Annotated in this window: 13 protein-coding genes, 2 rRNA genes and 1 riboswitch (1 of these 16 only partly in view); of the genes, 14 read left to right on the top strand and 1 reads right to left on the bottom strand. The window is 42.5% G+C overall.

Going from position 1 to position 15,926, the window contains the following annotated elements; translation table 11 throughout:
* Together MKY71_RS16505 and rrf are read left to right on the top strand one after the other, a co-directional pair.
* Positions 1 to 2,773: ribosomal RNA gene (locus MKY71_RS16505) — 23S ribosomal RNA — on the top strand (it extends 156 nt beyond the left edge of the window).
* 188 nt (positions 2,774 to 2,961) lie between these two features.
* Positions 2,962 to 3,077 (top strand): 5S ribosomal RNA (gene rrf / locus MKY71_RS16500).
* Positions 3,078 to 3,139: 62 nt separating this feature from the next.
* On the opposite strand, the gene MKY71_RS16495 is transcribed toward rrf, so the two are convergent.
* Positions 3,140 to 3,607, bottom strand: a complete 468-nt coding sequence (locus MKY71_RS16495) for a GNAT family N-acetyltransferase (RefSeq protein WP_340733377.1) — start codon at positions 3,605 to 3,607, stop codon at positions 3,140 to 3,142.
* A 197-nt stretch (positions 3,608 to 3,804) separates the two neighbouring features.
* On the opposite strand from MKY71_RS16495, the gene MKY71_RS16490 reads away from it, so the two are divergent.
* From MKY71_RS16490 to purF, 12 genes are all read left to right on the top strand, one after another.
* Positions 3,805 to 4,503: a response regulator transcription factor gene (locus tag MKY71_RS16490; RefSeq protein WP_340733375.1), complete on the top strand. Its 699-nt coding sequence runs from the start codon at positions 3,805 to 3,807 to the stop codon at positions 4,501 to 4,503.
* Positions 4,500 to 5,948 (top strand): HAMP domain-containing sensor histidine kinase, encoded by a 1,449-nt coding sequence (locus MKY71_RS16485; RefSeq protein ID WP_340733373.1) that lies wholly within the window; start codon positions 4,500 to 4,502, stop codon positions 5,946 to 5,948. The genes MKY71_RS16490 and MKY71_RS16485 overlap by 4 nt, the downstream gene beginning before the upstream one ends.
* Position 5,949: 1 nt before the next feature.
* On the top strand, positions 5,950 to 6,987 hold the full coding sequence (locus MKY71_RS16480; protein ID WP_340733371.1) for a LolA family protein: 1,038 nt from the start codon (positions 5,950 to 5,952) through the stop codon (positions 6,985 to 6,987).
* A gap of 153 nt (positions 6,988 to 7,140) precedes the next feature.
* A complete protein-coding gene (locus MKY71_RS16475) occupies positions 7,141 to 7,329 on the top strand; it encodes an NETI motif-containing protein (RefSeq protein ID WP_339173914.1) in 189 nt (62 codons plus the stop codon).
* A 98-nt stretch (positions 7,330 to 7,427) separates the two neighbouring features.
* Positions 7,428 to 7,527: riboswitch (purine riboswitch) on the top strand.
* 168 nt (positions 7,528 to 7,695) lie between these two features.
* Complete coding sequence (purE, locus tag MKY71_RS16470; protein ID WP_339173912.1) at positions 7,696 to 8,184, top strand: 5-(carboxyamino)imidazole ribonucleotide mutase; 489 nt, start codon at positions 7,696 to 7,698, stop codon at positions 8,182 to 8,184.
* Positions 8,181 to 9,305: a 5-(carboxyamino)imidazole ribonucleotide synthase gene (purK, locus tag MKY71_RS16465; protein ID WP_340733369.1), complete on the top strand. Its 1,125-nt coding sequence runs from the start codon at positions 8,181 to 8,183 to the stop codon at positions 9,303 to 9,305. The genes purE and purK overlap by 4 nt, the downstream gene beginning before the upstream one ends.
* 13 nt (positions 9,306 to 9,318) lie before the next feature.
* Entirely contained in the window at positions 9,319 to 10,620 is a 1,302-nt protein-coding gene (gene purB / locus MKY71_RS16460) for an adenylosuccinate lyase (RefSeq protein ID WP_340733368.1), read from the top strand.
* A 27-nt stretch (positions 10,621 to 10,647) separates the two neighbouring features.
* On the top strand, positions 10,648 to 11,358 hold the full coding sequence (gene purC, locus MKY71_RS16455; RefSeq protein ID WP_339196273.1) for a phosphoribosylaminoimidazolesuccinocarboxamide synthase: 711 nt from the start codon (positions 10,648 to 10,650) through the stop codon (positions 11,356 to 11,358).
* A gap of 3 nt (positions 11,359 to 11,361) precedes the next feature.
* A complete protein-coding gene (gene purS / locus MKY71_RS16450) occupies positions 11,362 to 11,607 on the top strand; it encodes a phosphoribosylformylglycinamidine synthase subunit PurS (protein ID WP_339173902.1) in 246 nt (81 codons plus the stop codon).
* A 4-nt stretch (positions 11,608 to 11,611) separates the two neighbouring features.
* Positions 11,612 to 12,295 (top strand): phosphoribosylformylglycinamidine synthase subunit PurQ, encoded by a 684-nt coding sequence (gene purQ / locus MKY71_RS16445; RefSeq protein WP_339173900.1) that lies wholly within the window; start codon positions 11,612 to 11,614, stop codon positions 12,293 to 12,295.
* The gene (gene purL / locus MKY71_RS16440; protein WP_339173898.1) at positions 12,282 to 14,513 is read left to right on the top strand and encodes a phosphoribosylformylglycinamidine synthase subunit PurL; all 2,232 of its coding nucleotides are present in this window, start codon (positions 12,282 to 12,284) and stop codon (positions 14,511 to 14,513) included. The genes purQ and purL overlap by 14 nt, the downstream gene beginning before the upstream one ends.
* Entirely contained in the window at positions 14,489 to 15,907 is a 1,419-nt protein-coding gene (purF, locus tag MKY71_RS16435) for an amidophosphoribosyltransferase (RefSeq protein ID WP_339173896.1), read from the top strand. Before purL ends, purF begins: the two co-directional genes overlap by 25 nt.
* Positions 15,908 to 15,926 lie beyond the last annotated feature (19 nt).

The following is a 15,926-nucleotide window of genomic DNA, read 5'->3' as shown; positions in this document are numbered from 1 at the left end:
CGTGAATTCATAGCGTGTCGAAGACAGACGCAGAGAACTGAAACATCTAAGTACCTGCAGGAACAGAAAGAAAATTCGATTCCCTGAGTAGCGGCGAGCGAAACGGGAAGAGCCCAAACCAAAGAGCTTGCTCTTTGGGGTTGTAGGACACTCTATACGGAGTTACAAAAGAATGAACTAGACGAAGCGACTTGGAAAGGTCCGCGAAACGAGGTAAAAGCCCTGTAGTCAAAAGTTCATTCCCTCCAGAGTGGATCCTGAGTACGGCGGAACACGTGAAATTCCGTCGGAATCCGGGAGGACCATCTCCCAAGGCTAAATACTACCTAGTGACCGATAGTGAACCAGTACCGTGAGGGAAAGGTGAAAAGCACCCCGGAAGGGGAGTGAAATAGATCCTGAAACCGTGTGCCTACAAGTAGTTAGAGCCCGTTAATGGGTGATAGCGTGCCTTTTGTAGAATGAACCGGCGAGTTACGATTACGTGCGAGGTTAAGTTGAGAAGACGGAGCCGCAGCGAAAGCGAGTCTGAATAGGGCGAATTAGTACGTGGTCGTAGACCCGAAACCAGGTGATCTACCCATGTCCAGGGTGAAGGTGAGGTAACACTCACTGGAGGCCCGAACCCACGCACGTTGAAAAGTGCGGGGATGAGGTGTGGGTAGCGGAGAAATTCCAATCGAACCTGGAGATAGCTGGTTCTCTCCGAAATAGCTTTAGGGCTAGCCTCGTGATTGAGAATACCGGAGGTAGAGCACTGTTTGGACTAGGGGGGCATCTCGCTTTACCGAATTCAGACAAACTCCGAATGCCGGATATTTATACACGGGAGTCAGACTGCGAGTGATAAGATCCGTAGTCAAGAGGGAAACAGCCCAGACCACCAGCTAAGGTCCCCAAGTAATCGTTAAGTGGAAAAGGATGTGGCGTTGCTTAGACAACCAGGATGTTGGCTTAGAAGCAGCCATCATTTAAAGAGTGCGTAATAGCTCACTGGTCGAGTGACGCTGCGCCGAAAATGTATCGGGGCTAAACGATTCACCGAAGCTGTGGATGCATACTTTGAGTATGCGTGGTAGGAGAGCGTTCTAACAGCGTTGAAGTCAGACCGGAAGGACTGGTGGAGCGGTTAGAAGTGAGAATGCCGGTATGAGTAGCGAAACATGGGTGAGAATCCCATGCACCGTATGACTAAGGTTTCCTGAGGAAGGCTCGTCCGCTCAGGGTTAGTCGGGACCTAAGCCGAGGCCGATAGGCGTAGGCGATGGACAACAGGTTGATATTCCTGTACCACCTCCTCACCGTTTGAGAAATGGGGGGACGCAGTAGGATAGGGTAAGCACGCCGTTGGTTGCGCGTGTTCAAGCAGTAAGGCGTGTATGTAGGCAAATCCGCATACTTTAACGTTGAGCTGTGATGACGAGCTCGTATGAGCGAAGTTCCTGATTTCACACTGCCAAGAAAAGCCTCTATCGAGGTGAGAGGTGCCCGTACCGCAAACCGACACAGGTAGTCGAGGAGAGAATCCTAAGGTGTGCGAGAGAACTCTCGTTAAGGAACTCGGCAAAATGACCCCGTAACTTCGGGAGAAGGGGTGCTTCTTTGGGTGCATAGCCTAGAGAAGCCGCAGTGAATAGGCCCAGGCGACTGTTTAGCAAAAACACAGGTCTCTGCAAAACCGTAAGGTGACGTATAGGGGCTGACGCCTGCCCGGTGCTGGAAGGTTAAGAGGAGCGGTTAGCGCAAGCGAAGCTGTGAATTGAAGCCCCAGTAAACGGCGGCCGTAACTATAACGGTCCTAAGGTAGCGAAATTCCTTGTCGGGTAAGTTCCGACCCGCACGAAAGGCGTAACGATCTGGGCACTGTCTCAACGAGAGACTCGGTGAAATTATAGTACCTGTGAAGATGCAGGTTACCCGCGACAGGACGGAAAGACCCCGTGGAGCTTTACTGTAGCCTGATATTGAATTTTGGTACAACTTGTACAGGATAGGTAGGAGCCAGAGATCTCGGAGCGCCAGCTTCGAAGGAGGCGTCGGTGGGATACTACCCTGGTTGTATTGAACTTCTAACCCATGCCCCTTAGCGGGGTAGGAGACAGTGTCAGGCGGACAGTTTGACTGGGGCGGTCGCCTCCTAAAGAGTAACGGAGGCGCCCAAAGGTTCCCTCAGAATGGTTGGAAATCATTCGTAGAGTGTAAAGGCATAAGGGAGCTTGACTGCGAGACCTACAAGTCGAGCAGGGTCGAAAGACGGGCTTAGTGATCCGGTGGTTCCGCATGGAAGGGCCATCGCTCAACGGATAAAAGCTACCCCGGGGATAACAGGCTTATCTCCCCCAAGAGTCCACATCGACGGGGAGGTTTGGCACCTCGATGTCGGCTCATCGCATCCTGGGGCTGTAGTCGGTCCCAAGGGTTGGGCTGTTCGCCCATTAAAGCGGTACGCGAGCTGGGTTCAGAACGTCGTGAGACAGTTCGGTCCCTATCCGTCGTGGGCGTAGGAAATTTGAGAGGAGCTGTCCTTAGTACGAGAGGACCGGGATGGACATACCGCTGGTGTACCAGTTGTCTTGCCAAAGGCATCGCTGGGTAGCTATGTATGGACGGGATAAGTGCTGAAAGCATCTAAGCATGAAGCCCCCCTCAAGATGAGATTTCCCATTACGCAAGTAAGTAAGACCCCTGAAAGACGATCAGGTAGATAGGTTCGAGGTGGAAGTGCGGTGACGCATGCAGCTGACGAATACTAATCGGTCGAGGACTTAACCACATTTTATTGCACAAACTCAATGAAACGTTTATCCAGTTTTGAAAGAATGAAAATTCTTTTTAAGGGTTTCAAGACACAAGCTAGTCGAGGAAACGACTGAGTGATTGAAGGAGCGTACTCAAGTACGTGACTGAAAGAACGAAGGAAGTTGACGAAGGATAGCGCCGTGGATTGGAAAGCCGTAATAGTGAAGTGATGATGGCAAAGAGGTCACACCCGTTCCCATACCGAACACGGAAGTTAAGCTCTTTAGCGCCGATGGTAGTTGGGGGCTTCCCCCTGTGAGAGTAGGACGTCGCTTCGCACACGCAAAACCACTGAGGAATCAGTGGTTTTTTTGTTATTCTAAAGATATATATAGGCAAATTATTTTCTAACCATCGTCATAAATTTTGTAACATCATTGCTAAATTCATTTTCTTTAACAAAACCAAGCTTTTTATAAAGGCGAATGGCTCTTTCATTAAACATTGCTACGGTCAGTCTCAGTGGTTTACTTGGAGTATTATCCTCAATGAATTTTATAACACAACTACAAAACTCATACCCCTTGCCTTGACCCACCAGATTTGGATGCATTCCAACCCCCATATCAATAAAATCCTCTTTATAAACATTAAGCTTATTTTCGCTAGGTACTCGAGCGCTTTCTCCAGTACAGAAAAACCCCATTACCTCATTATTTTTATTAACTGTGTAGTAGGAACCTTCCATTAATTCCTCTAAAGCTTCCACTGTCTGTTCATTATTATAAAAATTGTAAGGCTCTTCATATGTCCAACCGAGAATTGCAGTGGCCATCTCATAGTTCATCTTTTCAAAAAAGGCTTCCATTTCTTTATGACACCTCTTTTATTGTAATACGTTAATATTAACATAAATATCCATTTTATAATGGCCGCCTTTACAGACAAAGGGAACTTTGGCTATCTTTTAACAGGAGGTACAAAGTAAGATTAAATATAAAGGATTTATAAAGTTATAATGATCGGAAAAATTACTTGCTATAGTGATCGTAGGAGGCGTACTTGATGGCACAACAAATTCTTTTAGTGGAAGATGACCGCGAAATTGCGCGCATTATTAAAGACACGTTAATAAAGGAAGGCTATGCAGTAACATGGGCAACGACAGGAATTGAAGGGCTGGAGGATTTTTCTTCCGGAAACTATGATTTAATACTTGTTGATTGGATGATGCCTGAAATGGATGGGTTATCTATGATTGAACATATTCGAATGCAAAGCGATGTCCCAATCATAATGATCAGTGCAAAAAGCAATGAAACGGATAAAGTTACAGGGTTACAAGATGCCGATGATTATTTGGCAAAGCCGTTTTCTTTAGAAGAATTAAAAGCGCGTGTTCGGTCTCAATTAAGGCGATGGCAGCGATATAATAAAGTTTTTGTAACAGAAGAAACAATTTCATATGCACAAGGATTAAAAATCGATTGGCTAAAAGAACGTGTTTATATTGAAGAAGCTGAAGTTAATTTGACGCAAAAAGAGTTTGCGTTACTGAAAGTATTGGCAAAAAATCCATTCGAGCTATTTACAAAGGAAGCGTTGTATACCCATGTATGGCATCAAGTGGAGCTGGACCAGACACATACGGTTACTGTGCACATTAAAGCATTGCGCGAGAAGCTGAACGATCCTGTCAAATCACCTAACTATATACAGACTGTATGGGGAAAGGGCTACCGATTTATAGGTGAACAAATATGAAGATTAAATCATGGCTTCTACTGACGTATTTGCTTGTCATGATATTGCCGTTGCTTGCATTGTATGGTCTTTATGTAACGATTAACGCGTACTACCAAGATAAAAACGTTGATGAATATTTAGAAAAGTGGGCAGTTGTGACGGATTTAAAAGACCAGTTGGATCATCCATCGCTTTACAATATGAATGCGAATTATAAAGGAATCGAGAAGCTGACTTCCGATCAGTTGATGATTACATTATATAGTCCAAATGGGAAGATCTATTATTCTTCAAATTTAATTAATCCTTTCAGCAGCTTTGAGTCGAAAAGTTACGTTTATAAAAATCTGTATGAGTTTGAACAAAACTATAAGACATTTATTTATAAAGAACCTGTTTATGAAGACGGGAAAATAAAAGGTATATATAAAATTACGCTCGTTCGTTCTGAATGGCTGGAACAAGTAAATACAAAATCACTATTTGTCATTATTAGTTTAATCATAGTAATGCTGCTCCTATACGCGGCGGTTGTCTATTTGCTGAACAGACGCCTCAATAAGCCGGCAAAACGCCTAATGGAACAAATGCATGCTTTTGCCAAGGATGAAGAAACTAATCCGCTGCCAGTAACAAAGGATGAAATCGGGAAATTAACCGAGAGCTTTCAATTAATGCAACAGGAAATAACTGCGACCCGAAAAAAGCTTGCAGTGGAACAGCAGCAAAAGGAATTTATGATTGCGAGTCTGTCACATGACTTGAAAACGCCTCTTACATCAATTCAAGCATATGCAGAAAGTTTACGGCACGGGAGCCATTCTGAAAAGGAACAGCACGAGTATTTGCAGGTCATTCAGTCCAAAGCCGACTATATGAAGCAGTTGCTTGATGACTTAATGATGTTGACATTATTGCAGTCCCCGACCTATGAATTGGAACTAGTAAAGGTCGATGGTGAAGAGTTTTTTGAAATGCTGCTTAGTGATTATGAACAGATCAGCAGAGAAAAAGGGTTCGAAGCGAAAACAACAGTCAATGTAGAAGGAAGTTATTTTGTAAATCCGAAGCAACTGATGCGTGTTGTCGACAATGTTGTCGCAAATGCCTGGACGTATACAAATCCTGGAGGAACAATTGATATATCGGCATTTGAATCACCGAATATTCCTTCGTGGAGTTTTGGGAATTTAGCAGAAAGCTTTACAGAAAAGGGCGTTTATATTGTTGTAAAAAACAGCAGCGCAACATTATCGGAACAGCAATGTAAAGAAATGTTTGATCCCCTGTATCAAATTGATGATTCCCGGAGCCATATTGGCGAACGGGGGGCTGGTCTCGGTTTAAGTATTGCAAAGCAAATAATGGCTAAACATGATGGAACGATTACAGCTATAGCGCAGCAAAATCAACTAGCGATTGTCATATGGCTACCATCAATTGAAGAAGAGAGGAATGGGTAAAATGAAAAAGTGGATTTATTCAGCAGCAGTAGTTTTAACGCTATCTTTGGCGGCATGCAGCAATGAGGAAAGTTATTCACCCCAGGAAATATTGAATCAGGCAATGCAGGAGACGTCTGAGCTAGATTCCTATTATGGAGAATATAAAATGATAATGGATGACGGTACGAAAATTCTTTCAAAGCAATGGGAGAAAAACGGAAAGACTCGTGTAGAAATGGTTGACTCCACAGGAGAGGAATCGATTGCAGTAAATGACGGTAAAACAGTATCTTCCTATTCAAAAACAACAAATGAAGCGATTATTTTTGAACTTGGACCGGACGTTGAAAATTCAGTACGACCAACGTTAAAAGAGCAGGCATTACGTACATTGGAACAAATAAAAAATTCCCATGACATTACGATTGGTGAAGAAGAAAAGATCGCCGGTCACGAAACATACCATTTAATCGCAAAAGCGAAAAAGAAAAATACGCTTATTGGAGATATGGAAGTATGGGTAGATAAAAAAACATGGATGACATTAAAGACGATTTCGGCAAATGGTGATATGAAATTAACTTCTGAATTCACAAAATTTGAACCAAACAGTAAAATTGATGATTCCAAATTTACGCTGGATATACCGGAAGATGCTGATGTGAAATATGAGTCTTATCAGCCAATCGAACAACTAACAGAGGAAGAAGCTGTCGAGAAGCTGGGCACATTTTTAATCTTCCCCGAATCACTTGGTTACACATTGGAAGGTATTGAAGATATGGGGATGGCAGAAACCGGAGAAATCGCTTTAACATATTCCAAAAACGGTGAGCAGCAATTTTCGCTTTCAATCTTCAAGCCAATGGAATCCATCGGTGAAGATGAAGAAATCATTGAAGTACGTGGGCAAAAAGGATCTAAAATTGATTTGGAGACTTTCAAATTACTTCAATGGGATGAAGAAGGTTTGCGCTATAATATAATTATTGAAAATCTTGATTTGACATTTGAGGAAATACTGGAGTTAACAGAACAAATGGAGTATATAAAATAAAAGTGCAGGAGCAATCATAGTAAAACTTTGATTGCTCTGTTTTATTTTCCAGTTGTGACAAATCGTTCACAAAATAAAGCTTTTCTATTAGAAAGTACTAAAAATATCGTGGTATAGTTAGAGCGATATTTTACATGTGGAAGGATGACATTTTTGGGTAAAAAGCAAGTGTGGTATGAAGTAGAAGAAAATGAAACAATCGAGCAATGCCTTGAAAGAATGAAGAAAGATGGCTATATGCCCTTTGGACGAAGAGAGGAACCGGTATTTGAAGAGGTAAATGGCGAGCCTGTTTACTTACGTCAAAAGATACAATTTAAAGGTTTATTAATAGAAGATTAACGGATGATTTGTTTAAAAGACGAACAATATCTTTTACTTTGAAAATATTGTTCGCATTTTTGCATTGATTTTATACGTAACCCTTGTTAAAATGTGTACAGGAAAAACATTTAATCCCTCATATATGCTAGAGAATATGGCTCTAGTGTCTCTACCCGGCACCGTAAATACCGGACTATGTGGGAAAGCAACTTCAGGTGTGATGAATAAAGGGTGTGGATCACAATGCAATTATCTACATATACTTTTAATGCTCAATCCTCAAGTAGATTGCTTTCTCATGCGTAGAGCGTAGAGAGCAGTTTATTTGAGGATTTTTACATTGATTTTTAACAAGTGGAGAAGATGTTTAAAGGAGCGAAATTCATGAATCCGAAAATTGGCGTTATTATGGGAAGTTCTAGCGATTGGGAAACGATGAAGCATGCTTGTGACATTTTGGACGAGCTGCAGGTACCTTATGAAAAGAAAGTCGTTTCAGCACATCGCACACCAGATTTAATGTTTGAATATGCGGAAGCGGCACGTGGACGCGGTATTCAAGTAATTATTGCAGGGGCTGGTGGAGCGGCTCATTTACCAGGTATGGTAGCAGCAAAAACGACATTACCTGTAATCGGCGTACCTGTACAGTCACGAGCATTGAACGGACTTGATTCACTACTATCGATTGTGCAGATGCCAGGTGGCGTACCTGTAGCAACTGTAGCAATCGGCAAGGCTGGAGCAACAAATGCTGGTCTCCTTGCAGCGCAAATTTTAGGAGCGTTTGATCAGGAACTTGCTGCAAAGCTTGAGGCACGACGTGAAGCGACGAAAGCGCAAGTTTTGGAAAGCACAGGTGACTTGACGTGAAGAAAATGATTTACCCTGGACAAACAATCGGTATTATCGGCGGCGGTCAGCTAGGTCGTATGATGGCTGTTGCGGCAAAGGAAGCCGGCTATAAAATCGCAGTACTGGAGCCAACGATGGATTCTCCTTGTGGACAAGTGGCAGACATACGAATCGTCGCAGCCTATGATGACGAAGCAGCATTGGAAGAGCTTGCGGAAGTTAGTGATGTCATAACATATGAGTTTGAAAACATCGATTACGATGGCTTAAAGCGATTAACACAAATGGCATATGTTCCTCAAGGTGCAGAACTTGTGCGCATTACACAAAATCGCGTTACAGAAAAGCAAATGATCGTTGATGCAGGCTGTCCGGTTGCGCCGTATATTGTCGCTTCTACATATGACGAGCTTCAAGAAAAAATCGGAGAAATCGGCTTCCCCTGTATCGTAAAAACAGCTCGGGGCGGTTATGACGGGAAAGGTCAGCAGTTATTGAAATCTGCTGAGGACTTACCTTTAGCAAAAGAGTTATTTGCACATTCACAATGCATTGCAGAAGGTTTTGTACCGTTTACGAAAGAGATTTCAGTCATCGTTCAACGCAATGGAGATGGTGAAACATACTGCTTGCCTGTTGGAGAGAACATTCATATAAACCACATTTTACATGAAACGATTGTGCCGGCCCGTATCGAAAGGTCTACAGCACAATTAGCTGAAGAAGCTGCTTTAAAAATTGCGGATTCACTACAACTGATTGGTACATTGGCAGTTGAAATGTTTGTCCTGGAAGATGGCAGTATCGTAATTAACGAATGTGCACCACGTCCGCATAACTCAGGCCATTATTCGATTGAGGCCTGCAATATTTCACAGTTTACACAGCATATTCGTGCAGTATGCGGATGGCCGCTGCGTAAACCAAAACTGTGGGCGCCATCGATTATGGTAAATGTACTTGGTCAGCATGTCGTTCCATTAACAAATTCTATATCAAAGTTCCCTGACTGGTCTGTACATTTGTACGGGAAATCGGAAGCGAAAGTTAATCGGAAAATGGGTCATGTTACAATCATGACAGATGATATCAATACAACAATACAACAAATTACAGACTCAGGTATTTGGCCGGAGTAAAAGGAGAAATTTTATGATAGAACGCTATACACGTCCAGAAATGGGTGCAATTTGGACTGAAGAAAACAAATTTAAAGCATGGCTTGAAGTAGAGATTTTAGCTTGTGAAGCTTGGGCTGAAATCGGTGAAATTCCAAAAGAAGATGTAGCAAAATTACGTGCAAATGCATCATTTGATATCGATCGTATTTATGAAATTGAGAAGGAAACGCGTCATGATGTCGTAGCTTTTACACGAGCTGTTTCGGAAACACCTGCACTTGGTGAAGAAAAGAAATGGGTGCATTACGGCTTAACTTCAACGGATGTTGTAGACACAGCACTTTCATACTTAATTAAACAGGCGAATGAAATTTTACGTAAGGATCTACATCAATTCATCGATATCCTTACTGAAAAAGCGAAAGAGCATAAATTTACAGTCATGATGGGTCGTACGCACGGTGTACATGCAGAACCGACAACATTTGGTTTAAAACTTGCTTTATGGCTTGAAGAGATGCGCCGTAACTTAGTACGTTTTGAAGAAGCTGCAAAAGTAATCGAAACAGGTAAAATGAGTGGGGCAGTAGGAACATATGCGAATATCAACCCACGTGTTGAGAGCTATGTATGTGAACATCTTGGATTGGCAGCAGCTCCGATCTCTACACAGACATTGCAGCGTGACCGTCATGCCCAGTATTTCTCTACACTGGCTTTGATTGCTACATCAATTGAAAAGTTTGCGACGGAAATCCGTGGACTGCAAAAATCCGAAACACGTGAAGTGGAAGAAGGATTTGCGAAAGGGCAAAAAGGTTCATCAGCTATGCCGCATAAGCGAAATCCGATCGGCTCTGAAAATATGACAGGTATGGCACGATTAATGCGCGGCTATATGCTGACAGCTTATGAAAATGTAGCTTTATGGCATGAACGTGATATTTCACATTCTTCAGCTGAACGCGTTATAATTCCGGATGCCACAATTACATTAAATTATATGTTAAATCGTTTCGGTAATATTTTGAAAAACTTAACTGTATTCCCTGACAATATGAAACGCAATATGGAGCGTACATTTGGCCTGATCTATTCACAGCGTATTTTACTTGCGTTAATCGACAAAGGATTATCACGCGAGGAAGCGTACGATACGGTTCAGCCATTAACAGCGCGTGCTTGGGATGAGCAAACACAATTCCGTCCGCTTGTGGAAGCTAGTGAAAAAATCACAGCGTATTTATCACCGGAAGAAATTGAGGACTGCTTTGACTACAACTACCATATTCAGAATGTTGATTTGATTTTCGAACGTTTAGGACTTAACTAACTAATCATTAATCAGGAGGAATACGTCATGAATAAAGGGCAGCTTTTATATGAAGGGAAAGCAAAACGACTTTATACAACAGAAGATACTGAAATACTTTTTGTTGAATACAAAGATAGTGCAACAGCATTTAATGGCGAGAAAAAAGCCGAGATTGCTGGCAAGGGAAATTTAAACAATCAAATTACGACATTGCTTTTCGAGAAGTTACAAGAAAACGGAATTGAATCACATTTCGTAAAAAGACTTTCAGCAAACGAACAGCTTGTACGTAAAGTCGAAATTATTCCAATCGAAGTTGTTACACGCAATATTGCTGCAGGCAGCCTGGCTAAACGTCTAGGCTTGGATGAGGGCACATTGCTTAAGCGTCCGATCGTCGAATTTTACTATAAAGATGATGCATTAGGTGATCCGATGATTACAACAGAGCATATTGAAGTGCTGGATATCGCAACACCAAAGGAAGTAGAACAGCTATATAATGCGGCACTGCATGTGAATGAAGTGCTGCGTCCAATTTTTACTGCTGTTGGTGTAACGTTAGTCGACTTCAAACTGGAATTTGGTCGTGATAAAGACGGCAATATTTTACTTGCCGATGAAATTTCTCCTGACACTTGTCGTTTATGGGACTCTAATACAAAGCAAAAACTTGATAAAGACGTATTCCGCCGTGATTTAGGCAATCTTACGGAAGTATATGAGATTATATTACAAAAACTTGGAGGCAACTAACTCATGAAGAAAGTTAAAATATATGTAACATTAAAAGAAAGCATCCTGGATCCTCAAGGTTCTGCAGTTCAAGGCTCACTGCAAAAAATCGGTTATGGTGAAGTTTCTGACGTACGTATTGGCAAGTATTTGGAAGTTACAATCGAAGATACTGACCGTGATATTGACACAATCGTAAAAGAAATGTGCGAAAAAGTATTAACGAACACGGTGATTGAAAAGTACCGTTACGAAGTTGAGGAGGCATAATACGATGAAATTTGCAGTACTCGTTTTCCCGGGGTCTAACTGTGATATCGACATGTTTCATGCGATTAAGGACGAGCTAGGTGAAGAAGTAGAATATGTTTGGCATACAGCTACAAGTCTAGACGGATTTGACGGGGCATTAGTGCCTGGCGGTTTCTCATATGGAGACTATTTACGTTGTGGCGCAATGGCAAACCAATCAAACATTATGTCAGCTTTAAAAGAATTTGCAGCACAAGGCAAACCCGTGTTAGGTGTTTGTAACGGATTCCAGATTTTAACGGAAGCTGGGCTGTTACCAGGAGCTCTTATCCGCAATAAAAACCTGAAATTCATGTGCCGTACAGTACAGCTAAAAGTTGAAAACAACCGTACATTATTTACTAATGGATATGAAGAAGGAGAAGTCATCAATATACCGATCGCACACGGTGAAGGCAACTACTACTGTGATGACGAAACATTAGCTTCTTTACAAGCGAATAATCAGATTGTCTTTACATATGAAGGTGAAAATCCGAACGGATCTTTAGCGGATATTGCTGGAATCATCAACAAAGAAGGCAATGTACTCGGAATGATGCCGCATCCTGAACGTGCTGCAAATGAAATCGTTGGTGGCGCAGATGGTCTTAAACTATTTAAATCAATTGTGAAGCAGTGGAGGGAACAGCATGTTAACAACTAATTTCGAACCAACACCAGAGCAAATTAAGGAAAAACGTCTCTATGCAGACATGGGGATGTCAGATGCGGAATTTGACTTAGCAATTGAAAAATTAGGTCGTATTCCAAACTGGACGGAAACAGGTCTTTTCTCGGTAATGTGGTCTGAGCACTGCTCTTATAAAAAATCGAAGCCAGTACTTCGTAAATTCCCGACAAAAGGTCCTCAAGTACTGCAAGGCCCTGGTGAAGGTGCCGGCATTGTTGACATCGGTGATGAACAGGCAGTTGTTTTCAAAATGGAATCCCATAACCATCCATCTGCAATTGAACCATACCAAGGTGCTGCAACAGGTGTAGGGGGAATTATCCGTGACGTTTTCTCTATGGGTGCCCGCCCGATTGCGATGCTGAACTCTTTACGTTTTGGAGAATTAAAATCAGCGCGCGGCAAATATTTATTTGAAGAAGTCGTAGCCGGTATTGCAGGGTACGGTAACTGTATCGGTATTCCGACAGTAGGCGGAGAAATTGCTTTTGATCCTTGCTATGAAGGGAATCCGCTTGTAAATGCAATGTGTGTCGGATTAATCGATCATAAGGATATTCAAAAAGGCGTTGCTGCAGGTGTTGGAAATACTGTTATGTACGTTGGTGCGAAAACAGGTCGTGACGGAATTCATGGTGCAACATTCTCATCTGAAGAATTGACAGAGGATACTGAAGAAAGTCGCTCGGCAGTACAAGTTGGTGACCCATTCATGGAAAAATTACTTCTTGAAGCTTGTCTGGAAGTTGTAAAATCAGATGCATTAGTTGGTATTCAGGATATGGGTGCAGCAGGTCTTACTTCATCTTCAGCAGAAATGGCTTCTAAAGCCGGTACGGGTGTAGAGATGAACTTGGACTTAGTTCCTCAACGTGAGACTAATATGTCAGCTTATGAAATGATGTTATCTGAATCTCAAGAACGTATGCTGATTGTTGTAAAAGCAGGCCGTGAAGATGAAATCAAAGCGATTTTCGATAAATATGATCTTGATGCAGTAGCTGTAGGGAAAGTAACAGAAGATAAAATGCTTCGTTTACTTCACAAAGGTGAAGTGGTAGCAGAAGTACCTGCAGATGCATTAGCTGAAGATGCACCGGTTTATAATATGCCGGATGCTGAGCCAGCTTACTTTGCACAATATCAGGCAATGGAAAATGCAGAACCAAAAGTAACAGATTACAAAGAAACGTTAACAGCACTTTTAAAAGCACCGACAATCGCTTCAAAAGAGTGGGTTTACGATCAGTATGACTATCAAGTACGTACGAATACAGTTGTAGCACCAGGTTCGGATGCCGCAGTATTACGTGTACGTGGTACAAATAAAGGCTTGGCGATGACGACAGACTGTAATGCTCGCTATATTTATCTTGATCCGACAACTGGCGGAAAAATTGCTGTTGCTGAAGCAGCACGTAACATCGTATGTTCTGGTGGACAACCACTTGCAATTACAGACTGCCTAAACTTCGGGAACCCGGAAAAACCGGAAATCTTCTGGCAAATTCAAAAATCAGCAGACGGTATTGCGGAAGCTTGTTTAGCACTGGACGCACCAGTAATTGGCGGTAACGTATCCATGTACAATGAGCGTTCAGGCGAAGCGGTTTACCCAACACCAACAATCGGTATGGTTGGATTAGTAAAAGATTTAGCGCATGTTACAACACAGGAAGTTAAAGCTGCCGGTGATGTTGTGTACGTAATCGGTGATACAAAAACAGAATTCGGTGGTTCTGAATTACAAAAGTTAATTGAAGGCGGCATTTCAGGTAAAGCACCTTCAATCGATTTAACAGTCGAAGCGGCACGTCAACAATCGATTTTGGAAGCAATTCAGGCAGGACTAGTTCAGTCAGCGCATGATGTTTCTGAAGGTGGAGTTGCGGTTGCATTGGCGGAGAAAACATTCGCTGCAAAAGGTTTAGGTTTAGACGTAGCATTAACAGGTTCTGCAACGACGGCTCTATTCTCAGAGTCACAATCACGCTTTGTAGTAACAGTGAAAGCTGAACATGCAGAAGGCTTTGAAACAATCGTAAAAGACGCACAAAAAATCGGTACAGTAACAGACGACGCGAACATTAAAATTAGCGGAGAAGCTGGTGTACTTGTTGAAGGTACTGTGGAGGAATTCCGTTCTGCCTGGAAAGGAGCAATTCCATGCTTGCTGAAATCAGAGGCTTAAATGAGGAATGCGGCGTATTTGGCATTTGGGGCAACCAAGATGCAGCGCACTTAAGTTATTACGGTTTACACGCATTACAGCATCGCGGACAGGAAGGAGCTGGTATCGTCACAACTGACGGTAATCAGCTTCAGGCTGTACGCGGCGAAGGTCTTGTAAATGACGTGTTCAATGAAGATAAATTACGTAAAGTAGTAGGGCACGCAGCAATTGCGCATGTACGATACGCAACAGCAGGCGGCAAGGGGCTGGAGAATGTTCAGCCATTGTTATTCCGTTCTTCAACTGGTTCATTGGCAATTGCCCATAATGGGAACTTGGTGAATGCTACACATTTAAAACAGTTTTTAGAGCGTTCCGGCAGCATTTTCAACTCGACGTCCGATACAGAAGTTGTTGTCCATCTTATTAAAAAATCAAAACACTCTCCATTTCGTTCAAAAGTGAAAGAAGCATTGTCTCTATTAAAAGGCGCCTTCTCTATTATTTTACTGACGAATGACCAAATGATTGTTGCGCGTGACCGAAATGGGTTGCGTCCGCTTTCACTCGGTAAGCTAGGGGATTCTTATGTAGTTGCATCTGAAACATGTGCATTTGATTTAATCGGTGCAGAATACGTACGTGAAGTGGAACCTGGGGAGTTATTGATCATTTCAAATAATGGCCTTGAAATCGACAGCTATGTTGAAAGGGACAAACGTACGATGTGCGCAATGGAATATGTATACCTTGCACGTCCTGATTCGAATATTGATGAAGTGAATATCCATATGGCACGTAAACGTATGGGGAAAGAACTTGCAAAAGAATGTGCCCATATTGAAGCGGATGTCGTTACAGGAGTTCCGGACTCATCGATTTCTGCGGCAATCGGATTTTCTGAAGCGAGTGGTATTCCATACGAGCTTGGTTTAATTAAAAACCGCTATGTTGGGCGTACTTTTATCCAGCCGACACAAGAACTTCGCGAACGCGGTGTAAAAATGAAGCTTTCACCTGTCGTACAAGTCGTAAAAGGAAAACGTGTTGTAATGGTGGATGATTCAATCGTACGCGGTACAACATCGAGACGTATTGTACGCATGCTGAAAGAAGCAGGTGCGGCAGAAGTGCATGTAGTCATTTCTTCACCGCCAATGACAGACCCTTGTTATTACGGAATCGATACATCGACACATGAAGAGCTGATTGCATCAAGCCACAGTGTGGAAGATATACGGGTAGCAATTGAAGCGGACACGCTGACATTTTTATCGCTGGAAGGTATGGTCCGTGCAACGAACCGACCGTTTGAAGATGAAAATGGCGGACTATGTGTGGCATGCTTTACAGGTAAATACCCGACAGAAATTTTCCCGGACACAGTGTTACCACATGAAAAAGACTGTTAGAAATTAAGGAGGAGCAAGT

The sequence above is a fragment of the Solibacillus sp. FSL W7-1324 genome, assembly GCF_038008025.1.
Taxonomy (GTDB): domain Bacteria; phylum Bacillota; class Bacilli; order Bacillales_A; family Planococcaceae; genus Solibacillus.
The sequence above is the reverse complement of the archived record's forward strand: the minus strand, read 5'-3'. Positions and strand labels throughout refer to the sequence as shown.